Source organism: Rhizobium redzepovicii, assembly GCF_019793435.1.
Lineage (GTDB): Bacteria > Pseudomonadota > Alphaproteobacteria > Rhizobiales > Rhizobiaceae > Rhizobium > Rhizobium redzepovicii.
In genome coordinates this window covers 17781-40338 of the sequence record NZ_JAILYH010000009.1, presented here as the reverse complement: position 1 = coordinate 40338, position 22558 = coordinate 17781, and the positions used below count along the sequence as shown (strand labels likewise).

Genomic DNA, 22558 nt, shown 5'->3' with positions numbered 1-22558 from the left:
AACAGATCATATGGAGCTGCCGACATGCATGCCTTGGTAACGGGAGGGGCCGGATTTATCGGCAGCCATCTCTGCGATCCCCTTTTGGCCTTGGGCTATCGGGTAACCGCGATCGACAATCTTCACCTCGGCCGGATGCGCAATATAGATCATCTCCAGGGCCGGACGGATTTTCGCTTCCAGAAGCTTGATATGCTCGATCGGGAGGGCATGGATCAACTCTTTGCGACAGATCGTCCTGATGCTGTTTTCCATCTCGCCGCCAATTCCGATATTGCCGCGGGCAATACCAATACGGAACTGGATCTGCAGCTGAACCAGCTTACGACGACGACGCTGCTTGCCATCATGCGCAAGCACGGTGTCGGCAGGCTTTTCTTTGCCAGCACTTCTGCGGTTTTCGGCGAAGCCGAAGGAAACATCCACGAGAACCACGGCCCCCTGCGGCCGATCTCGCTCTATGGCGCCAGCAAGCTTGCTGCGGAGGCCTATCTGTCCGTCTATGCTCTGTCATTCGGCATCAAGACGCTGGTGCTGCGCTTTCCCAATGTGGTTGGGGAGCGCTCAACCCACGGGGCAATCTACGACTTCATCAACAGGTTGAAAGCCGATCCGACGAGACTTCAGGTGCTCGGCAACGGAAGGCAGACGAAGCCCTATCTCTATGTCGGCGACCTGGTGGACGCGATTCTCCTGGCCTGGGACAAGGCGCCCGGCCCCTATGAGGTATTTCACGCCAGCGGCATCGGCGAGACGTCGGTCCGGGATATCGCCGAAATCGTGGTCTCCAAGGTCGCGGCCGGAGCTGCCATCGAATATGGAAGCGAGGACCGCGGCTGGCTGGGCGACGTGCCGCGCTTCAGCTACGACATAAGCCGGCTGGTAACGCTGGGCTGGTCTCCGAAGCGGAAATCGACAGAAGCCGTTGAACTTGCCGTCGAACGGATTCTGGCGAATGGCTTCTGAGGACGCGATCCGCCAGGCGATCATTATTGCCGGTGGCCTTGGAACGCGCGCGCGCAGCATGACGGGCGATGCTATCCCGAAGGCGCTTCTGCCCCTTGCCGGCGTGCCGATCATCTTGCGGCAGATCCGCATCCTGGCCCGCGAAGGTATTCAGCATGTGCGCGTGCTTGGTGGCCACCTCGGCAGCCAGCTCGAGCCCGCCCTCGGTCCGGAAGCTGAAAAACTCGGCATCAGGATCGAGGTCTTCGTCGAGAAATCTCCGCTCGGCACGGCGGGCTGCCTGACGACATTGGACATGACGGCCGGCGACGTCCTGATCGTCTACGGCGACATGCTTTTCGATATCGATCTATCGGCGCTGACGCGTCATCGTCAGCAATTTCCCGCCGCTCTGACCATCATCGCCCATCCCAACGATCATCCCCGCACATCCGATCTCGTCGTCCAGAAGAGCGGTTATCTCCAGCGCCTCTTGCCCCGCAAAACGCCGCGCGATGCGGATTGGCGCAATCTGGTGCCGGCCGGTTTGTATGTTGCCTCCGAGCAGTTTTTCCAGGCGCTCGTGCCGGCGCAAACGGCGGATATGATCCACGACGTCATTCCCCGCCTCCTCGAACGGTCCGTTCCAGTCGCGATTTATGACACGCCGGAATATATAAAGGATACCGGGTCGCCGAACCGGCATGCTGCCGCCGAGGAGGACCTCCGGCAGGAACGGGTTCATGCGGCGCATCTGTCGGTGCGAAGGCCCGCGGTTTTCTTCGATTGCGACGGCGTGCTCAACGAAGATGTCGGCGGCCATGGCGTCATCCATCCGGACCAGGTGAAGCTGATCGACCGGGCAGGCGAAGCCGTGCGGCTCGCCCGTGAGGCGGGCTTCCTGACGATTGCGGTCACGAACAGACCGCAGGTCGCCAAAGGCTTTCTTGATGAAACCGGGCTGGATCATGTTCTCGGTCGCCTCGAGGCCGAGCTTGCCGAAGATGGCGGCGTCCTGGATCGCATTTATTTTTGTCCGCATCATCCGGGCAAAGGATTTCCCAACGAAGTCGCCGCGCTCAAGATCGATTGTGCCTGCCGGAAGCCGGGCGATCTGATGATCCGCCAGGCCATGTCGGAACTGCCTGTCGAAAAATCGAAATCCATCATCATCGGCGACAGCCTGCGCGACATCGGTGCTGGCCGCAAGGCGGGCATCTGGTCCTACGGCGTTCGGACAGGCTATGGCCTGCGGGACGAAAAGAGCTATCCCACCGTCGAAACAGAGATTCCGCATGCGGATCTTGTCTTCGACACGGTCTATGACGCGGTCCGTTTCCAATGCGGCTACCAAGAGATCGGCAAAGCTCTGTCCGGTGCGATTGATGAACGGCTTTCATCTACGGCCGGTCCGTTGCTCATCAGCATATGCGGCCGTTCCCGCTCCGGGAAAAGTACGTTTGCGCATGCCGTTCAACGCATGCTCTCGGAAACAGGGCGGAGGGTGCTGAGACTTGAACTCGACCGCTGGATACTGCCGCTCGAACATCGCCGCCCCGACATGAATGCGGAAGAGCGCAGCAGAGTGGAGCTCTATCCCGAGATCGTCAGCATGCTGCGCCGCTCCGGGCAGGTTAAGGCACCCGGCTATGACGCGGCAAGCCGCGGCCGGCTTAGGGGTACCACCGCCTATGACGCCCGCGATGCCGAGGTCATCCTCATGGACGGCATCTTTGCCGGACATGCGTCGATCCGAGAACAGGTCGACATGTCCGTCTTCGTCGAAGCATCTCAGCAGAGCCTGCTAAACCGCTTTCACACGTTCTACGCCTGGAAAGGCCTTACGCCAGTTGCCGCCGAAGCGCTCTGGCAGTCGCGAATTCAGGAAGAGTGGCCGAGGATCGATCTGCAGCGCAAATCGGCCGATATCGTCATCAATCTCGAGGAGGCAATCCTTTGATCGTTTCATCCGCACCTTTTCGGGTCAGCTTCGCCGGCGGCGGCTCGGACATAGCGTCCTACTACCGCCGTCAGGCGGGCGCGGTACTGTCCTGTGCGATAGCCAAATACAGCTTCGTGATCGTGCACAACTATTTCAATGAAAACAAATATCATCTGAAATATACGCGCACCGAACTTGCCGAGACGCTTGAGGAGATTGCGCATCCGCTGTTGCGCGAGGCACTTCGGATGCATCGCGTCGAGCCCGGCATCGAGGTCGCTTCCGTCGCCGACATTCCCTCCGGAACGGGTCTCGGATCCTCCAGCTCCTTTTCCGTGGCACTGATCAACGCGCTCTATGCTCACAGGTCGCGTTTTGCCTCCAAGGACCAGTTGGCGGAAGAAGCCTGCAAACTCGAAATCGATATCCTCAAGGAGCCGATTGGCAAACAGGACCAATATGCAGCCGCTCATGGCGGCTTGAACTTCATCGAATTCAATTCCAACGGCAGCGTGAACGTACAGCCCGTCGTCCTCAGCTCTGAAAAGATGGCCGAGCTTGAGAGCAACATCCTGTTGTTTTTCACCGGAAGCCAGCGCGATACGCGCTCTGTGCTGTCGACGCAGGTGCAGGCCATGGAGGCGGACGAGGAAAAATTTCGGACCGTCGAGCGCATGGTGCAACTGGCTTACGAAATGCGCGACATCCTGATGAGCGGGGATCTCGGCGCCTTCGGCGAAGCGCTTCATCGCGGATGGATGATGAAAAGGTCGCTGACCTCGAAGATCACCAACAGCGCGATCGACGAGTTTTACGATGCGGCCCGTGCTGCCGGCGCCATCGGCGGCAAGCTGGCAGGTGCTGGCGGAGGGGGCTTCCTCGTCCTCTATTGCCCGAAAGACCGCCAGGAAAAAGTGCGTCAGGCGCTGTCGCAGCTCAAGGAAATCGAGTTTCGTTTCGACTGGAGCGGCGCGCGTATCGCCTTTGCGCAGTAGAGGGTGTGAATGGCACCGCGTCTCATCATCACGGGATCGACCGGCTATATCGGCGCAAGACTGGCAGCGATGGCGCGTGAGCGCGGCTTCGAGGTGGTTGAACTCGGCCGGCGGTCCGGAGCCAAATGGCGCATCGGTGATGCGCCTGCTGCCTCCGACCTGGAAGGGGCGGTGGGAATCGTCCATCTCGCGCATTCCTGGGCCACCGAGCCGGAGGCCGCCGAAGAAGACAACATCAATATATCCGGCACGGTGACATTGGCGGAGGCCGCAAAGACAGCCGGCGTGCCGCGTTTCGTCTTTTCCTCCTCCACTTCGTCCCGGCGGGAGGCGCTCAATGTTTACGGCCGCACCAAATTCAGGATCGAACAGCATTTGGCTGCCAGCCCCGCAGCGCCGATCGTTCGCGTTGCACGAATAGGGCTCGTCTATGGTGGACCACGTACCGCCATGTACGGACTGATGGCCAAGTTGGCCGCTCTAAGTCCGCTTCTGCCGATGATCGGGCTCAGCCGCGAGGTCCAACCGATTCATCTCGACGAAGTCGCCGAAGGTCTGCTGGCGCTGGCGACCCAGGAGAGCCAGCCCCCGCAGACCTTCGTGCTTGCGCAGGAAAAGCCGATAAGCTTTGCCGCATGGCTCAGAATGCTTCGCCGCAGTCAGGGCAAGGGCAATCTCCATTTCATACCGATCCCCCTGGCCGCCGCCCTCTTTGCCTGCCGCATGACCAAGCTCGTGCCGTTGATCCCGACGGTCGATCCGGAGCGCGTCCTGGGGCTTGCGGGTGCCGCTCCCATGGAAAGCGGCGAGAGCCTCAGACTGCTGAAATTGAACCTGGCTGACCCGATGACTGCGCTTGCTGGCGAATTCAGCCAAACAGGCAAGGATCATTCGCGCAGCGAGGCGCAGGCTCTGCTGCGATATCTCGGCATCGCGCCGACCGAAATGCAGCTCCAGCGGCTCTGCGAAGGGCTTCGGCGTGAAGGGCTGTCGCCGCTCGGCCTTTCCACAACCGTGATCAGGCATCCGCGCCTGCTGGCGTTCTTCGAGCCGCCGGCCAGTCGGACGCAGCATCGTCTCGCGCGAGCCCTCTATCTGGCGGACCTCGCGAGCGAACCGGAAAGGCATGCAGGCCCAAAGGCCGGGTTTTTCGGCGCAGCATTGACCATCGCCGGCGATGTCCTGTTGTTTCCGCTCCGCGCGCTTTTGGCCGGGACATATCGATGAATGCGCCCGATGCCGACTTCATCATCATCGGCAGCGGCCCTGCAGGCGTCTCCGCTGCGTTTCCGCTGATAGCGGCCGGCCGCCGCGTTCTGATGCTTGATGCCGGCGATGACTTGGGATTGCAGGAGGAAAACCGCAGCGTCCGTGTCCTGGGAAGCGATCTGGAATCGCTGCGCGTCGACGACGGCAGCTCGCCGAAACTGCAGACCCCTGTATCACGCGGGATTCTCGAACGATTCCAACGCGACGCCGGAATATCGGGCAATGGCTTCAAACCGATCGGCAGTCTCGCGCGCGGCGGGCTCTCCAATATCTGGGGTGCGCAAATCAGCTATCTCGACGCTGGGGATATCGCCGATTGGCCGATCGACCTCGCGTCCCTGCAGAACTCTTACGAGCGGGTAGCCCAACGCATCGGGATCAGCACCAACGCCGATCTCACGACCGGCGCCGATGGCGAGGCCGTCTTGCCGCTTGGCGCGACCGCCGCCCATGTTCTTCGTCGGCACAAGGCTGCAAAACCGGCGGATGGATCGTTTCGGCTATTTGCCGCCGTCAATGCGATACTCTCCGAGGCGAGGCCCGGACGGGCGGCGTGCGATCTGCGGGGCGACTGTCTCTATGGCTGCCCCAGCGGCGCGATCTATAACAGCAGGCACGATCTGCTGCTCTTACGAAAGTCGCCGCATTTTTGTTTGCTCGACAACAGGCGGGCTGTCTCGTTGACACGGGACTTGGGCTGGACGGTCAAAACGGCCGATGGGTCGTCATTTTCCGCACCGCGGATCATTCTTGCCGCAGGAGTTCTCGGAACGGCCGCCCTGCTCACCGATCTTCTGCCGATCGGCCAGCAGGGACTGCGTCTCCTGAACAGCCCCACACTGGCCATCCCTCTGCTCTCTCCCGCGAGATTGCTGCGTTCGATGACGCCGACGCACAGTCTTGCGCAACTCGGATTGTCACTGCGCTATGGTGACGGCGCATCCGATTACGTGACGGGCGCGATCTATGAAGTCGGTTCCCTGCCGGTGCAGAGTTTCGTCAACAGGATGCCCCTCGGCCGAAAGGCCGGGCGAGCCGCCTTCGAACTGATCGCCGGCAGCCTTCTCGTCGCGACGATCTACTATCCCGGCGATCAAAGCCGGAGCTACATTCACCGGGATGCAACGGCGAAAAAAGGGCTGACCGTCCGCGGCGGTTTCACGGACGGTTTCGAAATCCGCGCCGAGGCTTTGAAAAAAGCGCTTCGCCGGGAATGGAAACGGCTGGGGCTTATTCAGCTCCCGGGCGCATCACTGGCGGAGCCTGGTATCGACGCCCATTTCGCCGGCACTCTACCTATGGGCGAAACCGGCCCGTTCGGCAGCTCCTCGGACGGCGAATTGAATCTTCACCCGGGTCTTCACGTCGTCGACGGCTCCATTCTTCCCGATCTATCCTCGAAATACATCACCATGACGATCATGGCCAATGCCGATCGCATCGCCCATCGTCTTGCCGCATTGGAAGCACCTGCGGCGCAGTGAAGTCCGCCGCCTCTTCAAGCCGTTAATTGCGGCAATGCGTCGCCGGCCAATGAGAGAAGCGGCTCGTAGTCGGCTTCGGAAAGCACCGCGAAATCAACGAGGCCGAGCGTGGCCCGCGTCGCCGCCAGCAGTGGCTCGTTGACAGCGGCGGTCAGCGCACGGCGCAGGAGAAGGACCCTCTCGTCCGAAGCATCGCCTGAAGTTACGAACGGCAGTCCCGGGGCTTTCGGCGTTTCGGCGATGATGCGGACCCCGTCGACATGGCCGGGATTGAAGCGGCGAATATTGCCATAGGTGATGCAATCGATGGCCGCGCTATCCGCCCTGCCCTCGACGACGGCAGCGATGCTGTTGCCATGGCTGCCGGTTTCGATGATCCGCCCGAAGAAACGGCCTTCGCGGGCACGCGGAGCGACGGCCGCGCGAAAGAGATTGCTGCCGGAATTGCTGTCGGGGCTGTTGATTGCAGCCGTGGTGCCGCGCAGATCCTCCAGCGTGCGAAGGGAAGAACCCGTGCGGACGATGATGAAGCTGCGCATCAGCGGACCGTCGCAGCCGGGATGATCATAGACCGGCGTCGCAACCAGGCGAACTTTGCCGCGCAGGCGGCTGGCAAAGGGATAGCCGCAGGTCTGCGAGAGGAGAAGATCCGATCTCAGCCAGGCCTCGTCATAGGGCAGCGTCCGATCGAGCGTTTCGGGCAGGTCCGTCAGGCCGGCCTGCGAGAGATAATGCCGGAGGAACGACCAGAGCTTGGCCGTCGCATCCGCAAGCGGCTGGGGTGTGAGATACATTGCTATACTGGCGAATTGCATGCTGGTCTTTCTTTTGCGGCATGCGCAAATGTCGACCAAGTCAGGCAATGCCGCCCAGGCATACATACTTGAGTTCGGTATACTCGTCCAACCCGTGCCTGGAGCCTTCGCGACCGAGACCCGACATTTTGACACCGCCGAACGGCGCCTCGGCGGTGGAGACCAGACCGGTATTGACGCCGACCATCCCATATTCGAGCGCTTCAGCGACACGGAAGACCCGCGACAGATCGCGTGCATAGAAATAAGAGGCGAGCCCGAATTCGGTGTCATTTGCTTGTTCAATGACGTCCTCTTCGTCGCGGAAACGAAAGAGCGGCGCAAGAGGTCCGAAGGTTTCCTCGCGGGCGACCTGCATGCCGCTTGCAACATCGCGCAGAATGGTCGGTTCGAAGAAATGGCCGCCAAGCGCATGGCGCTTGCCGCCTGAAACGATCCCCGCGCCTTTTGCGACGGCATCGCCGATATGGGCTTCGATCTTGGCAACGGCGTTTTCATCGATGAGCGGGCCAAGCACGACATCGCGCTCGAGGCCATTGCCGACCTTCAGTGCCGAAACGGCCGTCGCCAGCTTGGCGGCAAAGGCCTCATAGACGCCGTCCTGGACATAGAGCCGGTTGGCGCAGACGCAGGTCTGGCCATTGTTGCGGAACTTGGCGATGATTGCACCTTCGACGGCCGCGTCGAGATCAGCATCGTCGAAGACGATGAAGGGTGCATTGCCGCCAAGCTCGAGGCCGAGCTTTTTGATCGTCGGCGCGCATTGCCGGTAAAGCAGCTCGCCCGTCCGGGTGGAACCGGTGAAGGTCAGGACCCGGATGTCACGGCTTGCCGTCAGCGTCCCGCCAATTGCGGCAGCATCACCGGTCACGATGTTGAGCAGGCCTGCCGGCAGGCCGGCGCGCTCTGCAAGAATGGCGATGGCGATCGCCGAGAACGGCGTCTGCGGCGCCGGCTTGAGAACGACGGCGCAGCCGGCGGCAAGGGCCGGGCCCACCTTGCGGGTGATCATCGCATTTGGAAAGTTCCAGGGCGTGATCGCCGCCACCACGCCTGCCGGCTGACGCAGCACGAGGATGCGCTTATCCGGTTGATGTCCCGGTATGGTCTCGCCGTTGATGCGTCTTGCCTCCTCGGCGAACCATTCGATGAAGCTCGCGCCATAGGTGATCTCTCCCTTAGCCTCAGTGAGCGGTTTTCCCTGCTCCAGCGTCAGGATCATCGCCAGATCGTCGCGGTTTTCGATCATCAGGCGGTGCCATGTCTTGAGTATGGCGGCGCGCTCGCTAGCGGTCTTCTTCGCCCAAAGCTTCTGGGCGACGACAGCGGCGGCGATGGCATCCTCCGTTTCCGCGGCTCCGAGGTCGGGGACCGCGCCGAGCGGTTCGCCGGTCGCCGGATTGCGCACCGTCGTTGCCTGGCGGCCTTCCGCTTCGATCCAGCGGCCGGCGACGGGGCATGCCTGACGGAACAGCGAGAGATCACTGAGCTTCATAGGACGACTTTTAACAGAACACGTGGGCCGCACCCGGATCGAAATCCAGATTCACCGTATCGCCGCGGCTGAGCCCGGTGATCGCCTCATGACCGAACGGCAGACGCACCGCCAGCGCCTCGCCGTTGGCCATTTCGGTGGAAACGTGGATATTGTTGCCGAGGAAAGTGATGTCGCTGACAGTCGCGGCGAGACCCACTCCCGCATGAGCGCGCGACAGCCGAATGCGCTCCGGCCTCAGCATCAAGGCTGCTTTTGTGCCGGCAGCGCCTTTTCCATGCACCGGAATGCTGTTGAAGACGGTTCCGCGGCCTAGCGAAATCGTGGCCTGTCCGTCGGATGACGACAGCAGGTCACAGGAAATGAAGTCGCTGTCGCCGATGAATTCGGCAACGAAGCGGGTCTTCGGATTGGCGTAGAGTTCGGGGCCGGTGCCGATCTGGTCGATGACCCCCTTGGAAAAGACAGCGATGCGGTCGGAGAGCCGCAGTGCCTCTTCCTGGTCGTGTGTGACATAAAGGATCGTCACTTCGGTCTGCTGGTGGATGCGACGGATCTCATGCTGGATTTCCTCGCGCAGCTTCTTGTCGAGCGCAGACAGCGGCTCGTCCATCAGAAGCACCGGCGGATCATAGGCAAGGGCTCTGGCAAGCGCGACGCGCTGCTGCTGGCCGCCGGACATTTGCGCGGGCTTGCGATCCTCGAAGCCTTCGAGACGGACGAGGCGCAGCATCTCCTTCACCTTGCTGTCGATCTCGGCCTTCGATTTGCGCCGGACCTTCAGCGGAAAGGCGATGTTTTCACCCACCGTCAGATGCGGGAACAGCGTGTAGCGCTGGAACACCATGCCGATGTTGCGCTTGTGCGACGGCGTGGCGAGCAGGGTCTTGCCCTCCAGCGTAATGTCACCTTTCGTCGGATTGTCAAATCCCGCCAGGATGTACAGCGTCGTGCTCTTGCCCGATCCCGATGGCCCGAGAAAGGTCAGGAACTCCCCGCGCCGAACGTCGAGGGTAACATCATGTACGGCGACCACAGGGCCGTATTCCTTGCGTATTCCGCGGATCTGAAGGAATGGTTCGTTCATTGTTTCAGTACCTTACGCACGACGGCAACCAGCGCCATCAAGATGATCGTCAAAAGGATGAGAAGGGTCGATGCGGCGGCGACAACCGGCGTCAGGTCTTGCCTGAGCGTCGCCCATACCTTCACGGGCAGCGTCTGCAGGGTCGGGCTGGACATGAAAATCGCCACCACCACCTCGTCCCAGGATGTCAGGAACGAGAAGACGGCCGCCGAAAACAACCCGTGGCTGATTGCCGGAAGGGTGACCCTGATCTTCGCTTCCAAAGGCGAGGCGCCGCAGAGCACGGCCGCGTCCTCGATCGACTTGTCGAAGCCTTCCAGGGCACTCGAGATGGACAGGATCGAGAAGGGCAGTGCCAGCACGAGATGCGAAATGACGAAGCCCGTCAGCGTGCCGCCAAGGCCGATCCTGAGAAAGAAGGCGTAGAGGGCGACCGCCAGAACCACGACCGGAAGGATCATCGGCGTCAGGAACAGCGCTTTCAGCGCATCCCGGAACATGAACGAACCACGCACCAGCCCGAAGGATGTCACAAGCCCGAGCAGCACCGACAAGATCGTCACGATGACCGCGATCTTGAGGCTCGTCAAAGCCGATTCCAGCCAGCGCGGGTCGGCAAAGAGTTCGCTGTACCACTGAAACGTCCAGCCCGGCGGCGGAAAGATCAGCCACTGCGAGGAGCCGAAGGACAGCGCCGCGATGAACACGATCGGCAGCAGCAGGAAGGCTGCGGTCAGAAGCGTTATGCCGAGAAGGACGTATTTCCACCAGCCGAGACGGTCGAAATTGAGCAGCATGTCAACGTCCTCCCGGGTTTTGATTGCCGAAGAAGCGCAACTGCACGGCATAAAGCGAGAGCGTCACCACCAGAAGGACCAGCGCCGCAGCGCCCCCCATTCCCCAGTTGACCAGCGACTGCACGAACTGCGCGATCAGCTCCGCGAGCATCATGTTGGCAGTGCCGCCGAGAAGCGAGGGCGTGACGAAATAACCAAGTGACATGACGAAGACCATCAGGGCGCCCGCCGCCATGCCGGGCATCGCCAGCGGCAGCAGAACCCGCGTCAGGCACTGCCAGCGGTTGGCGCCACAAAGGGCGGCCGCCTGCAGGGTCGACGGATCGATCTTCTTGATCACGCCATAGAGCGGCAGGATGATGAAAGGCAGCATGATATAAGTCATGCCGATTGTGACACCGGTCAGATTGTTGACGAGCGCCAGCGGCTGGTCGATCAGGCCCATTCCCATCAGCATCTTGTTGATCAGCCCGGTGCGTTGCAGGAGCACCATCCAGGCATAGGTGCGGGCCAAGAGGTTGGTCCACATCGACAGCAGCAGGATCGCAAAGATCACCGAGGTCAGCCGGCCGGGCATGATTGCCAGCGCCCAGGCGACGGGAAAACCGATCGCGAGCGAAATCACCGTGACGAGACCCGAGACGATGAAGGTGTTGGCGAAAATCTTCAGATAGGTCGATGACCCGATCAGTTGCGCATAGTTTCCCAGACCCGGCACGGGTTCCAGCACGCTTCGCAACAGCAGTATCGCCACCGGCACGACGAAAAAGATACCGACGAAGGCGAAAGCCGGAACGACCCCGCTGAAACCTGTCGGCCTGCGTATCTTCGGCAAGGGCGCAATTACGCCGGAGGCATCGCTAAACGTCGACATGACAGTCCTTCCCACCCGTCAATTTCCGCGAGGCGCATAGGTGCAACCGATTGGCACTGGCGCTGCGGGGGCACGGCGACCTTCGCCGTGCCCGTTGATCTCAAGCTTCAGCTTATTTCGCCTGCCAAGCGTACCATTTCTCGCCGATGGCATCGCGATTATCAGCCCAGTAGGTCATATCGGCATTGACCTGGCTTGCGGTCTGCTGATCCGGCAAGGTCTTGGCCGTTTCCGGGTCCATCAGCTTGGCCGAGTCGACATTGATCGGCGCATAACCGGTGGCCTTTGCCAGGGCGGCCTGCGGTTCGGCCGAGGTCGCCAGTGCAATGAACTTCATCGCAGCTTCGACATTCGGCGAGCCCTTCGGCACGACGAGCGCATCGGCAGCAGTGATGTTCTGTTCCCAGGAGGTTTCAACCTTGATGCCGGTCGCGGCAAGCGCCGTCATGCGGCCGTTCCAGACGCTGCCGAAGGCTGCTTCGGCGGATGCGAGCAGTTGCTGCGACTGGGCGCCGCCCGACCACCAGATGATATCCGACTTGATCGTGTCGAGCTTCTTGAAAGCGCGGTCGAGATCGAGCGGATAGAGCTTGTCGGCAGGCACGCCGTCGGCAAGCAGCGCCGCTTCGATCACGCCGGGAGCCGACCACTTGTAGAAGGTGCGCTTGCCCGGAAACTTCGCGGTGTCGAACAGGTCGGCCCATGTCTTCGGGCAGGCCTTGACGGCATCGGCATTGCAGCCGATGACGAAGGAATAATAGAAGCTGCCGACCGAATAGTCCGTGACGAAGCGCGGATCGAGCTTGGATTTATCGATGACGGAGAAGTCGAGCTTCTCGAGCTGGCCGTTCTTGCCGGCCTGGGCGGCATAATCGCCTTCGACGTCGACGACGTCCCAGGTGACTTCGCCGGCCTCGACCATCGCCTTCAGCTTGCCGTAGTCGGTTGGGCCGTCCTGCACGACGGTGATGCCGGTCTTTTCGGTGAACGGGCTTGCCCATGCCGCCTTCTGCGCATCCTGGGTCGTTCCGCCCCAGCTCGAGAAGACCATGTTGTCGGCGTGCACCGGCGCGGAGACGGCGACGAATGCGGCAACCGCCGCGAAAGCAAATGTCGTTTTCATGTTCCCTTATCCTTGTTCTGACTTGTCCTGCGGGTTATGCCTTATGCCGTCAGTGCGCCTCGCTCCCGGGAGAGAAGCTTGCTGGCTTCATAATCTTGTTTTCCGCCACCTCGATGAGGTCGCGAATCTTGGGCAGGAAGGCCTGCCACCGGGGATCGGCCATAAGCCGCTGGCGTCTCGCCTCCCTGTCATCCAGGCTCGTAAAGGCCCAGATGTGAACGATCTCGTTGATCGTGCCGATCTCCGAGAAGAAGTAGCCGACCAGCGTGCCGAGATGGCTTTTCTGGATCTCGATGCCCTCTTCCTCGACGACCTTGAGATATTGCGGGATCGTTCCGTTCTTCAGCCGATAGGTGCGGATTTCGTAAAACATCGCGTCACCTCATCACGAAGGGATCGGGGATCGGATCGTCCGAGGTCCTCAGCCAGATCGTTTTGGTGCGGGTATAATCGAGCGCCGCGGCCATGCCGCCTTCCCTGCCGTGGCCCGACAGGCCGAAGCCGCCGAAGGGCGCGATCGGCGAGACGGCGCGGTAGGTGTTGACCCAGACGATGCCGGCACGGATGCCCTTCATCAGCCGGTGCGCCCGGGTCAGGTTCTGCGTGAAGATGCCGGAGGCCAGGCCATAGCGGGTGTCGTTGGCAAGCCTCAGCGCCTCTGCCTCGGTCTCGAACGAGACGACGGAAAGGACCGGCCCGAAGAACTCCTCGATCAGCGACGGCGAAGCGACATTGTCGCAATCGAGGATCGTCGGCGGGAAGTAAAAGCCTTCACCATCGATTTTGCGTCCGCCGGTAACGAGACTGGCGCCGCTTTCGACCGACCTGGTAACGAGTGCACCGATATTGTCCTGCTGGCGCCGGGTAGCAAGGGGGCCGACCTCGGTCGTCATGTCGAGCGGCGCGCCGATCCGGATCGCCTCGGCCTTCTCCCGCAGCAGGGCGACGAATTTGTCCTTGACGCAGCGTTCGACGATCAGCCTAGATCCGGCAACGCAGCTCTGCCCGGTCGCTGCGAAAATGCCGGCGACCTGGGCGTTGGCGGCACTGTCGAGGTCGGCGTCGGCAAAGACGATGAAGGGCGATTTGCCGCCGAGTTCGAGCGAGGTGGAGGCGAGGTTTTCGGCCGAGTTGCGAACGACGTGCCGGGCGGTTTCCGGGCCGCCGGTGAAGGCGACATGGGCGACCTTCGGGTGACGGCCAAGAGCCGCACCGCAGGAGGGGCCGAAACCGGTGATGATGTTGACGACGCCGGCGGGAAAGCCAGCTTCGTGCACGAGACGGGCAAATTCAAGCAGTGGCGCCGGCCCGTCTTCCGAGGCCTTGACCACCATGGTGCAGCCGGCGGCGAGCGCCGGGCCGATCTTGACCGCCGACAGGAAGAGCTGGCTGTTCCACGGCACGACCATCGCAACGACGCCGATCGGCTCGCGGCGAAGCCAGACATCCATGTCGGGTTTGTCGATCGGCAGATAGGAGCCTTCGATCTTGTCTGATATGCCGGCATAATAGCGATAATATTCAGCGACATAGGCGATCTGCGCGGATGTTTCGCGGATGATCTTACCGGTGTCGCGTGTTTCCAGTTCCGCGAGGACCTGCGCGTTGGCAGCGACGAGGTCGGCGAGCTTGTAGAGCAGCTTGCCGCGCTGCGTGGCCGTCATCTTCGCCCAGGGGCCATCATAAAGCGCCCTCTCGGCAGCGTTCACGGCCCGATCGACATCGCCCTCTCGCGCTTCGGGCATTTCAGCCCAGACCGCACCGGTGGCCGGATCGATGCTCGGATAGCTCGCTTCGCCATCCGAGAATTCGCCGTCGATGTAATGCTGGAAACGCCGCATGGTGCTACTCCTGAAATGCCGGCATGACCTCGGCGATGAAGCGCTCGAGCGACGCCTTCTTGCGCTCGAAACTCATGCCGGTGTCGATCCAGAAGGAATATTCGTCATAGCCGAGCGCTTCATAGGCCTTGAGCCTGCGGATGACGGTCTCGGCGTCGCCAACGACGTTGTTGGTGCGCATGACCTCGTCCGACAGCATGGCGTTGGCGCGGATCTGCTCGTCCGGAATCCGTTCGATCAGGCCCTGGGTCACCGGCTTCTCATTCTTGAACCAGGCGAAGAAATAGTTGTAGTAGACGTTGAGTTCATGGGCGGCCTGGGCGACGTCTTCTTCCGACGAGCCGACATAGGTGTGGCGCAAAAGCATGATCTTCGGCCGCTCGACATCGGGATTCTTGGCGCAGGCATCGTTGAAACGGTCCATCAGCGACTGGACCTCGTCATCGCCCTGCCAGAGCGGCGTGACCTGGACGTTGCAGCCGTTCGCGACGGCAAATTCATGCGAGTTCGGATCGCGCGCAGCGACCCAGATCGGCGGGTTCGGCTGCTGCAGCGGCTTCGGCGCCGACGTGGTCGCGGGGAACTTGAAGAACTCCCCGTCATGGGCGTAGTCGCCGGCCCATATGCCCTTGACCGCCGGGATGAGCTCGCGCATGCGCTGGCCGGCACCCCAGGCGTCGAGACCCGGCAGCAACCGTTCGTATTCGAAGGAATAGGCGCCGCGCGCAATGCCGATATCGAGCCTGCCGTCGCAGATGATGTCGGTCATGGCTGCCTCGCCGGCAAGCTTGATCGGATGCCAGAAGGGGGCGATCACCGTCCCCGTCCCGAGCCTTGCCCGCGATGTGCGCCGCGCGAGATCGGCAATGGTCACGAAGGGGTTGGGGGCAATGGTGAAATCCATGCCATGGTGTTCGCCCGTCCAGATCGCATGCATGCCGCCTTTGTCGGCGATCTCACAGAGCGCGACGAATTCCTCATAGAGGCTCTTATGGCTCTGGTTGGCGTCGAGCCGTTCCATATGGACGAAGAGGGAAAACTTCATGCTTTTGCGCCCTTGGCTGGAATAGGATGAATGGTGCCGCCGGTCTCGTCGCCGAAATAGACGCCGAAATTGCCGATCGAGCTTTCCATCGCGAAGCGGTTGACGATATCGGCGGTCGAGCTGGTCTTGAATTTTGCCGCAGCCAGGGCGTCAGGTTTTACGAACCTGCCGCCGGCCGGCTCACCGTCTCCGGCAACGGCGTGATAAACGATATGCTGCTTCCCATCGCTCTTGCCCTCGTAGACCGAATAGAGAAAGCCGATGCTCACCTTCAGCCCGGTGAGCGTCTCCAGATATTCCTGCAGCGCCTCGGTCGGGTTGCCATCATGAGCGTCGACGCTCGGCAGGCAGAGCACATCGTCGCCGAGCAGAAGAACTTCTCCGCGGCGCTCGACGACGGCAGCGAGTTCGATATTGCCTTCGCTTGCCGCGGAAACCGCCTTGCTTGCGAGCGTCGGCGTGAAATAGCCGCCGCGCGCATAACCGAGACCATTGCGGCCGCTATTGTCGAAGGATTCGATGCGGCCCATCAGGATGACATGGTCGCCAGCCTCGACGACCTGTTCCATGGCGCATTCGAACCAGGCGGCCACATTCGAGAATATCGGGCAGCCGGCCGATCCCTTGGCCCATTCGACCGCCGCAAATCTGTCTTCGACCGGCCGCGCAAACGTGTTCGACACGTCCTTCTGCGTTTCCGACAGCACGTTGATCGCAAAATGCGGCGTACCGGTCATGGTGGCGAAATTGCGCGACGTCTTGGCAAGGCAGACGAGGAGCAAGGGCGGATTGAGCGAGACCGATGTGAAGGAGTTCGCGGTGAAGCCGATCGGATTTCCATCTCCGTCGCAGGCGGTGACGACAGTCACGCCTGTGGGAAAAGCGCCGAATGCATCTCGCAATGCTCTTGGGTCGACAGTCTGGATTGTCATCGTTCATCCTCCCCGAACGACAGCCACTCGGCGAGCAGCGAATTGACGATATCAGGCGCGGTCAGGTTCACCATATGACGATGGCCTTCGACGATGCGGGCCCAGCCCTTCGGCGCAAGCGCCGCCATCTGCTGCGCCATCAGAGGTGTCGAATTCGGATCATCGGACCCCGTCAGGAACAGGGCCGGCCCAGCCACGTCTTTCCAGCGATCGGCATAGGTCTCGTCGCCGCCGGCGAAGGCGGCGTAAGCGACAGCATAACCCTCCGGATCGACGAGGTTGAGCCATTTCCGCGTCAATTCCCGCGCAACAACGCTGTCAGCGTCATCGCCGAACCAGCGAGCCAAGGGACCTTCCTTGTCCACGCCCGTCACCGGAATGGCCGCGGCCCGTGCGAGCACGGCAGCTTTTGCTTGGGGATCGCGCCTGTAAACGCCGTTAAGGTACGCGACACGGCTGATCCGTTCGCCGAACGTCGCCGCCGCTCCTCCGGATACCAACGCACCCATGGAGTGGCCGGCAACATTCACCGTATCGATTGCCATCTCGTCGAGAAAACGCCCGAACCAGGCGACAAACTCATTGAGGCGGCTGCCCGCCGGCAATTTTGCGCTCTCGCCATGTCCCGGCATGTCGACGGCGATGACACGATGGCCGGCCGACAGAAAGGTGATCTGCGGCGCCCAGGCTTCGAGCCGCATGCCGACGCCATGAATGAGAACCAGCGGCTTACCGCTGCCGGCCTCGTGATAGGCCGTTCCGCTTGCCGTCTTCCTTCGGGGCAAGTCACCGGCGACGCTCTTTGCTGCAGCGGCGCCTGAGATCGATCCGGCTGTCAGCATCTCGGAGCCCCTTTCAAACGCCCGCGGGATTGGCGACGTCCTGCCCAAGATCTTTCAGATCCTGGTAGCGGTCGCCGATGCGGTGATGAGGGCGCCCCCCCACCGACGCGCCGAGAGCCACGACAATCTCGTTGGCGGCCGGCGCATCGGGGATCGAGGTCTGGATGGTCAGGTAATGCGAGCGACGACCTTCGTCGTTCTTGTCCATCAGCGGGATCATGATCGGCGCATTGGCGGGACCGCGCGTATTGCAGAAGGCGAGATAGGACTTGGCGCCGACGGCGTGACGATAAAAATTGCCAAAGCGAAGCGTGTGGATGAGCGCGGAGGCATGTTCGATCTCACCGTCCAGGCCGACCACGGCGGCCTTGCCATAGGCTTCGACGGCATCGCCGGACCCGACCGCATCGACGATCATCTTGGTCAGCAATTCGCCGAGAACCGGTGCACCGGCGTGGATTTCGGGCTTGAGGTCTTCGACGAAGCCCTGGTCCGCCCATGGGTTCTTCACGACCGCGAAAGCGGTAAACATCTTCAGCGGCACCGCCGCGGCCTTGCCGCCTTCGATCAGCGTCGTTTCAATCTGCAGTCCTGTCTTGCGAATTTGAATGGCCATGGAATATCTCGTCTCTCTGTTCGGTATTATGGTATACCATAATATATGTGTGTCAACTTGGTTTTGGCCGAGACAAAATAAAGTCCGAAGATTGGCTTGGCGTGTGCGCTCCCGTCGCCCGGAAACGCTTGTTCCTTCAGCTCTAGAGCCGGACGGCGTGACGCGTCCGTAGTGACGCGACACGTACAACGCCAATATTATCCCGGCCCTTATGACCGCCTTAGATATTAGTGATTATGGTATACCATCACATCGAGCAAAGTTGGGTGTCAAGCTTGGAGTTTGAATTCCCCTCATTGCCCTGAACATCCAAGGGACACGGATATACGGTAGCTGACAGGTGCTGCTCCAGAGACGGAACCGCTCTGGGTCTGGATATGCAGCAACGGGTTCGGTACTCGGTCAATGTACAGATTGTTTTACGAGCGCCAATTGAAGCTTGCCCCTGCTTTTCAGATCAGCTTCAATCCCTTTCAGGCTGACACGACCGTCCTTGATGTGGAGCGGCTTGGCCGCCTGGATGAACAGCTTCGTATGTCGAGCTCGGCGCGCGACGGCGTCGGATCACCGGAGGATGGCTGCTTGCCATCGTGATACCGCGCTGAGACTTACTCAGGTGTCAGTTACTTGCCGCCTCTCGGGGTCTCGTAGGTAGCGAGACCATCAACCACCATAAAAAATGATATGAAAAGGTTGCAAACCACGGAATACGGGCTTTGGTACTTAGTATGAAAAGAGCTGAAATTAAATTATGGCAAAGCAATGCTATATCTGGTGTTGAATTGTCTAAAGTCTCGCAAAGTTATAATCGCCAATGCAATTGTTCAGCCTCCCAACGCATGAGAACGATAGAATCGTTCCGGACCGACGCAACGCCGGCCAGGAACTGATTACGGATGCAGGCGACAGGCATCGACAGTGTCGATGCGAGGCCCCCACTGGCAGCCTCCTGCAAAGGCAGCGGTGGTTGACGTGTCAACCTATTCGGCAGGCTTCTGAGCGGACAGCACCGCCTCGGCAATTGCGCTGGCGGCCGCGACATGATCCATCGCGGCCCGCTGAGCCCCCTCGCCGTCGCCACGGCGAATGGCGTCGATAATCTTCGACATCTGGAGCGGCCCCTCGGTGCCGCGCCCTTCCGTCTTGATCGTCATCGAGCGCAGATGGTTGATGCGCACGGTGAGGAGGTTGACAACGCCCCAGGCGACATGCCTGTCGACTCTGGTGAACAGCGTTTGGTAGAAGGACGAGGTATGGGCAAGCACAGCCGCCATATCTTGGTCGCGATAGCTGTTGCGGATGGCGGTCAGGGATTCCTCGAGCGCGGCGACGATCTCGGGGCTGCCGCGCTCCGCGCATAGCCGTGCCGCCATGCCTTCGAGCGCACCGCGGATCTCATAGATCTGTTTGGCTTCCTCGATATCCAGCAGGGCGACGATCGGTCCCTTGTTCGGCAGATTGGCGACGAGCCCTTCCGATTCCAGATGTCTCAGAACCTCGCGCACCACCGTCCGGCTGACGCCGAGCTGGGCGCAGAGGTCGCGCTCGACAAGGCGGTCCCCGGGACGAAAATATCCGTTCACGATGGCCTCGCGGACTTTGTCGAGCGCCAATTCCCGCAATGTCTTCGCAGGACGCTCCACCCTGATTGCTGCGTCCTTCAGAGCACCGCTCATGCTGTACCTCAGTGTTTGGATTGACTTCGCAGGCTCAACTTCTGCGGCAGCCGAAATCAGGGAATCGTATTATGGCCTACCAAATACTTTAGCTGTCGGCGGCCAGCAATTCAACAGCACTGCGCCGATCCCGAGTTTGTCAGCCTATGCGCCGGAATTTGGTCTTGCCCTGACGATCTCCTGGGCCACGGCCTTCGCCTGCAGCCGAATGTCGGGGACGGCGGTGATCTCCCAGAATTGCCCCGCCGTCAAGGCGCCGACGGCAAACAGCCGGGCCGGCGAAATTCGAGATGGAGCCGTCACCTCAGAAGCCGCATCCACCTGAATGCCAAGGCCAAGCCGATCAGGCACGATCAGCTGAAACCGGCTCATTTCCTTCAGAAGCGGCGAATGGCTGATCCCGGCGCGCTCCATCCCCGTGCAGTTGACCAGCCAGTCCGCCTTGATTTCGGCGATCTCACGCTTGGCCCTGATCCTATAGTCGGCAACGAGCCTGCCTTCCCTGGCCTCGAGCGATTTCAAAAAGCCGGCGTGGAAGCGAACGGAACCGTCCGAGACCAGTTTCTCGAAGCCGGCGAATACGTCGGGCGCGACCCGGTGGCGATGGATGTTCCACCAGGGAAGCGCGTGGCGCAGGAAGCGGGCCCGCTCCTCGTTCGAAAGCCGTTGCCAGAGAGCCTGCGTCACCGGCCTCAGGCCGTCCATCACGCTTCGCCAGTCGGCGACCTCCCTGCTTTTGCCCCGCAAGATCTTCAACAGGCCACTGATCGTAGCGGGAAGCGCGTGAACGTCGATCGGCAGAGGCGCGGGCGGCGTCCTTGCATGGCCGAGCGGTGCCAGGCCGCGCCGCGAAAGCACCTCGATCCTGCCTCTGTGGCCATGGGCGCGAAGTGCCAGAACCTGATCGATCATCGTCAGGCCGGAGCCGAGAACACAAACCGTATCGGGCGGCGCGACTCGCCTCAGCCAGGAGAGCCGCCACGGGTTCTCGACGATGTGGGATCGCAAAAATGGCGGGACGCCGGTCGGATCGACCGGAAGGTTGGCGTTTCCGACGCCAAGACAAAGCACCACGTTTTTCCCGGCAATCTCGTCGCCATTGCCGAGATGGAACGCGAGCGTGCTCGTATAGCGTTCCACGCAGCCCGCCGCCTTGGCCTTGATAAAATCGACCCGGCAACGGCGCTCCCGCTTGCGAAGCAGCCGGGCAAGCGTATCCCTGACATAAAGCCCGTAATCGCTGCGCGAGGCGAAATCGCCTGCCTGCAGCGGACGCCCGTTGCTTTTCAGCCAGTCGACAAAGTCGTCGGGGTGGTGGGGCAGCAGGCTCATGCGGCCGGCAGGAACGTTGAGGCGATGGAGATAGAGCTCCGTCCGGTATGCCGTCCCGCGCCCGAAACCGGGATCGTCGCCGACGACGGCAACCTTCGCCGAAGCGGGAAGCTGCTGGATGAGATTGCAGGTCACAGCGATCGCTGAAAAACCGGAACCGACGACGATCACATCGTATATCAATGCATTCTCCCTGAAGCTTCAAACGCTGTCGAGACATCTCGTCATTTAAGCCCTGACGTCGCTCGCCGGTCCTGCGGACCGCATGAGCGGCAGAATCACGAAAACAATTATCTCTATAGTCTATAAATATAGTTTGTTATTCCTCCCGCCAGCCCCTTCTCGACGATTACCCTTTGAAGGTGAGATCAAGGGGCCGGGTGGCCCTGGAAACAAAAGGGGCTCAGGATGAATTTCAGAAATTTGGTTGCCGCAATCGCGGTCAGCGTCGGCACTCTCGCAACGGCGATCGTCGCCGAGGCGGCGGACAAGAAGGTCGTCGTCGGTTATCAGACCGATGCCCTGCCGTCTTCCGTGGCGATCGCCAACGGCGAATTCGCCAAGGACACGGGCTACGACATCGATTTCCGCAGGTTCAATTCCGGCGCCGAAATTTTTGCGGCCATTGCCTCGGGCGACGTTCAGGTCGGCTATGTCGGCTCCAGCCCGTTTGCAGCTGCGGTGTCGCGCGGGCTCGAGGTCAAGGCCTTCTACCTCGCCTCCATCTCCGGCATCGACGAGGCCCTCGTCGTCCGCAACGGCTCGGGCATCGAAAGCCTGAACGATCTGAGGGGCAAGAAGCTCGCCGCCGCGCCTGTCTCGACTGACCATTATCAGCTCCTGGCGCTGATCAAATCGCTTGGCCTGACCGAGAAGGACGTCCAGGTCTTCGCAGTCCCGCAGCCGGAGATCGTGGCGAGCTATAACCGCGGCGATATCGACGGTGGCTTCGTCTGGGATCCGGCGCTCACCGAACTCAAGAAGAACGGAAAGGTTCTGGTGACTTCCAAGGACGTGGCCGACAAGGGTGCACCGACATTCTCCGCCTGGGTCGCCACCTCGACGTTTGCGACCGAGAACCCGGAATTCCTGAAGGGCTTCGCTTTGGTCATCAACAAATACTACGCCTCCTTTGCCTCCGACAAAGCAGCCTGGGGTCCCGACAGCGACAACGCCAAGTCGCTCGCAAAGCTTCTCGGCGGAACGGCCGAGCAACAGGCCTCGGCCCTGAAGAACCTGACGCTGCTCACCCCAGAGGTTCAGGCATCGGACGCCTGGCTCGGCGGCGGCGAAAAGGCCGGCGCCGGCAAGATCCTCAAGGACACCGCATCGTTCCTGAAAGAGCAGGGCAAGGTGTCCGACGTGCTGGCAAATTACGGCGCCTTCGTCACCGCAGACGCGCTTACCAGCGTCAGCAACTGATCCTCCCCGATGCCGGCGCGGCTGTT

Annotated in this window: 21 protein-coding genes; 7 read left to right on the top strand and 14 right to left on the bottom strand. The window is 61.2% G+C overall.

Translation table 11 applies throughout. The annotated features are described in order from the left end of the window. The first annotated feature begins 24 nt into the window (after positions 1–24). The 5 genes from K6N12_RS15710 to K6N12_RS15690 are packed head-to-tail and all read left to right on the top strand — an operon-like array spanning position 25 to position 6635. Positions 25–966: an NAD-dependent epimerase/dehydratase family protein gene (locus K6N12_RS15710; protein ID WP_222148858.1), complete on the top strand. Its 942-nt coding sequence runs from the start codon at positions 25–27 to the stop codon at positions 964–966. Continuing rightward, the gene (locus K6N12_RS15705) at positions 956–2905 is read left to right on the top strand and encodes an HAD-IIIA family hydrolase (protein WP_222134910.1); all 1950 of its coding nucleotides are present in this window, start codon (positions 956–958) and stop codon (positions 2903–2905) included. Before K6N12_RS15710 ends, K6N12_RS15705 begins: the two co-directional genes overlap by 11 nt. Further along, complete coding sequence (locus K6N12_RS15700) at positions 2902–3882, top strand: GHMP family kinase ATP-binding protein (protein ID WP_003591637.1); 981 nt, start codon at positions 2902–2904, stop codon at positions 3880–3882. Before K6N12_RS15705 ends, K6N12_RS15700 begins: the two co-directional genes overlap by 4 nt. Positions 3883–3891: 9 nt before the next feature. Continuing rightward, positions 3892–5109: an NAD-dependent epimerase/dehydratase family protein gene (locus K6N12_RS15695; RefSeq protein ID WP_222148857.1), complete on the top strand. Its 1218-nt coding sequence runs from the start codon at positions 3892–3894 to the stop codon at positions 5107–5109. Next, a complete protein-coding gene (locus K6N12_RS15690) occupies positions 5106–6635 on the top strand; it encodes an FAD-dependent oxidoreductase (RefSeq protein WP_222148856.1) in 1530 nt (509 codons plus the stop codon). The genes K6N12_RS15695 and K6N12_RS15690 overlap by 4 nt, the downstream gene beginning before the upstream one ends. 14 nt (positions 6636–6649) lie before the next feature. Here K6N12_RS15690 and K6N12_RS15685 read toward each other — a convergent pair whose 3' ends face one another. The 12 genes from K6N12_RS15685 to K6N12_RS15630 form a co-directional block, all read right to left on the bottom strand. Continuing rightward, the gene (locus K6N12_RS15685; RefSeq protein WP_222148855.1) at positions 6650–7450 is read right to left on the bottom strand and encodes a phosphate/phosphite/phosphonate ABC transporter substrate-binding protein; all 801 of its coding nucleotides are present in this window, start codon (positions 7448–7450) and stop codon (positions 6650–6652) included. A 40-nt stretch (positions 7451–7490) separates the two neighbouring features. Then, positions 7491–8945, bottom strand: a complete 1455-nt coding sequence (locus K6N12_RS15680; RefSeq protein ID WP_222148854.1) for an NAD-dependent succinate-semialdehyde dehydrogenase — start codon at positions 8943–8945, stop codon at positions 7491–7493. A gap of 10 nt (positions 8946–8955) precedes the next feature. Further along, complete coding sequence (locus tag K6N12_RS15675; protein WP_097626292.1) at positions 8956–10032, bottom strand: ABC transporter ATP-binding protein; 1077 nt, start codon at positions 10030–10032, stop codon at positions 8956–8958. After that, on the bottom strand, positions 10029–10829 hold the full coding sequence (locus tag K6N12_RS15670; protein ID WP_097626293.1) for an ABC transporter permease: 801 nt from the start codon (positions 10827–10829) through the stop codon (positions 10029–10031). Before K6N12_RS15670 ends, K6N12_RS15675 begins: the two co-directional genes overlap by 4 nt. Before the next feature lies 1 nt (position 10830). Then, positions 10831–11703, bottom strand: coding sequence for an ABC transporter permease (locus K6N12_RS15665; RefSeq protein ID WP_064841519.1), 873 nt, complete (start codon positions 11701–11703; stop codon positions 10831–10833). Positions 11704–11815: 112 nt separating this feature from the next. Continuing rightward, the gene (locus K6N12_RS15660; RefSeq protein ID WP_097626294.1) at positions 11816–12826 is read right to left on the bottom strand and encodes an ABC transporter substrate-binding protein; all 1011 of its coding nucleotides are present in this window, start codon (positions 12824–12826) and stop codon (positions 11816–11818) included. Positions 12827–12875: 49 nt separating this feature from the next. Continuing rightward, on the bottom strand, positions 12876–13199 hold the full coding sequence (locus tag K6N12_RS15655; protein ID WP_088939231.1) for an NIPSNAP family protein: 324 nt from the start codon (positions 13197–13199) through the stop codon (positions 12876–12878). A 4-nt stretch (positions 13200–13203) separates the two neighbouring features. Beyond that, positions 13204–14667, bottom strand: coding sequence for an aldehyde dehydrogenase (locus K6N12_RS15650; protein WP_222148853.1), 1464 nt, complete (start codon positions 14665–14667; stop codon positions 13204–13206). A 4-nt stretch (positions 14668–14671) separates the two neighbouring features. After that, positions 14672–15712, bottom strand: a complete 1041-nt coding sequence (locus K6N12_RS15645) for an LLM class flavin-dependent oxidoreductase (protein ID WP_222148852.1) — start codon at positions 15710–15712, stop codon at positions 14672–14674. Further along, the gene (locus K6N12_RS15640; protein WP_183779842.1) at positions 15709–16644 is read right to left on the bottom strand and encodes a flavin reductase family protein; all 936 of its coding nucleotides are present in this window, start codon (positions 16642–16644) and stop codon (positions 15709–15711) included. Before K6N12_RS15640 ends, K6N12_RS15645 begins: the two co-directional genes overlap by 4 nt. Beyond that, positions 16641–17486, bottom strand: a complete 846-nt coding sequence (locus tag K6N12_RS15635; protein WP_097626298.1) for an alpha/beta fold hydrolase — start codon at positions 17484–17486, stop codon at positions 16641–16643. The genes K6N12_RS15640 and K6N12_RS15635 overlap by 4 nt, the downstream gene beginning before the upstream one ends. Before the next feature lie 13 nt (positions 17487–17499). Beyond that, positions 17500–18102 carry an amino acid synthesis family protein gene (locus tag K6N12_RS15630; RefSeq protein WP_222148851.1) on the bottom strand — a complete coding sequence of 201 codons (603 nt, stop codon included), beginning with the start codon at positions 18100–18102 and terminating at the stop codon, positions 17500–17502. A 432-nt stretch (positions 18103–18534) separates the two neighbouring features. On the opposite strand from K6N12_RS15630, the gene K6N12_RS15625 reads away from it, so the two are divergent. Then, on the top strand, positions 18535–18696 hold the full coding sequence (locus K6N12_RS15625) for a hypothetical protein (RefSeq protein ID WP_179867131.1): 162 nt from the start codon (positions 18535–18537) through the stop codon (positions 18694–18696). Between the two features lie 386 nt (positions 18697–19082). On the opposite strand, the gene K6N12_RS15620 is transcribed toward K6N12_RS15625, so the two are convergent. Next, entirely contained in the window at positions 19083–19778 is a 696-nt protein-coding gene (locus K6N12_RS15620) for a GntR family transcriptional regulator (protein WP_097626301.1), read from the bottom strand. Positions 19779–19922: 144 nt separating this feature from the next. Then, entirely contained in the window at positions 19923–21293 is a 1371-nt protein-coding gene (locus K6N12_RS15615) for an FAD/NAD(P)-binding protein (RefSeq protein ID WP_222148850.1), read from the bottom strand. Positions 21294–21518: 225 nt separating this feature from the next. Here K6N12_RS15615 and tauA point away from each other — a divergent pair, with 225 nt between their 5' ends. Then, positions 21519–22532, top strand: a complete 1014-nt coding sequence (gene tauA, locus K6N12_RS15610; RefSeq protein ID WP_222148849.1) for a taurine ABC transporter substrate-binding protein — start codon at positions 21519–21521, stop codon at positions 22530–22532. Positions 22533–22558: the final 26 nt, after the last annotated feature.

Bases quoted from the DNA above. Each gene is read 5' to 3' on its own strand.
- K6N12_RS15710 (WP_222148858.1), top strand. From the start codon at position 25: ATGCATGCCTTGGTAACGGGAGGGGCCGGATTTATCGGCAGCCATCTC.
- K6N12_RS15705 (WP_222134910.1), top strand. From the start codon at position 956: ATGGCTTCTGAGGACGCGATCCGCCAGGCGATCATTATTGCCGGTGGC.
- K6N12_RS15695 (WP_222148857.1), top strand. From the start codon at position 3,892: ATGGCACCGCGTCTCATCATCACGGGATCGACCGGCTATATCGGCGCA.
- K6N12_RS15690 (WP_222148856.1), top strand. From the start codon at position 5,106: ATGAATGCGCCCGATGCCGACTTCATCATCATCGGCAGCGGCCCTGCA.
- K6N12_RS15685 (WP_222148855.1), bottom strand. From the start codon at position 7,450: ATGCAATTCGCCAGTATAGCAATGTATCTCACACCCCAGCCGCTTGCG.
- K6N12_RS15680 (WP_222148854.1), bottom strand. From the start codon at position 8,945: ATGAAGCTCAGTGATCTCTCGCTGTTCCGTCAGGCATGCCCCGTCGCC.
- K6N12_RS15675 (WP_097626292.1), bottom strand. From the start codon at position 10,032: ATGAACGAACCATTCCTTCAGATCCGCGGAATACGCAAGGAATACGGC.
- K6N12_RS15670 (WP_097626293.1), bottom strand. From the start codon at position 10,829: ATGCTGCTCAATTTCGACCGTCTCGGCTGGTGGAAATACGTCCTTCTC.
- K6N12_RS15665 (WP_064841519.1), bottom strand. From the start codon at position 11,703: ATGTCGACGTTTAGCGATGCCTCCGGCGTAATTGCGCCCTTGCCGAAG.
- K6N12_RS15660 (WP_097626294.1), bottom strand. From the start codon at position 12,826: ATGAAAACGACATTTGCTTTCGCGGCGGTTGCCGCATTCGTCGCCGTC.
- K6N12_RS15655 (WP_088939231.1), bottom strand. From the start codon at position 13,199: ATGTTTTACGAAATCCGCACCTATCGGCTGAAGAACGGAACGATCCCG.
- K6N12_RS15650 (WP_222148853.1), bottom strand. From the start codon at position 14,667: ATGCGGCGTTTCCAGCATTACATCGACGGCGAATTCTCGGATGGCGAA.
- K6N12_RS15645 (WP_222148852.1), bottom strand. From the start codon at position 15,712: ATGAAGTTTTCCCTCTTCGTCCATATGGAACGGCTCGACGCCAACCAG.
- K6N12_RS15640 (WP_183779842.1), bottom strand. From the start codon at position 16,644: ATGACAATCCAGACTGTCGACCCAAGAGCATTGCGAGATGCATTCGGC.
- K6N12_RS15635 (WP_097626298.1), bottom strand. From the start codon at position 17,486: ATGCTGACAGCCGGATCGATCTCAGGCGCCGCTGCAGCAAAGAGCGTC.
- K6N12_RS15630 (WP_222148851.1), bottom strand. From the start codon at position 18,102: ATGGCCATTCAAATTCGCAAGACAGGACTGCAGATTGAAACGACGCTG.
- K6N12_RS15620 (WP_097626301.1), bottom strand. From the start codon at position 19,778: ATGAGCGGTGCTCTGAAGGACGCAGCAATCAGGGTGGAGCGTCCTGCG.
- tauA (WP_222148849.1), top strand. From the start codon at position 21,519: ATGAATTTCAGAAATTTGGTTGCCGCAATCGCGGTCAGCGTCGGCACT.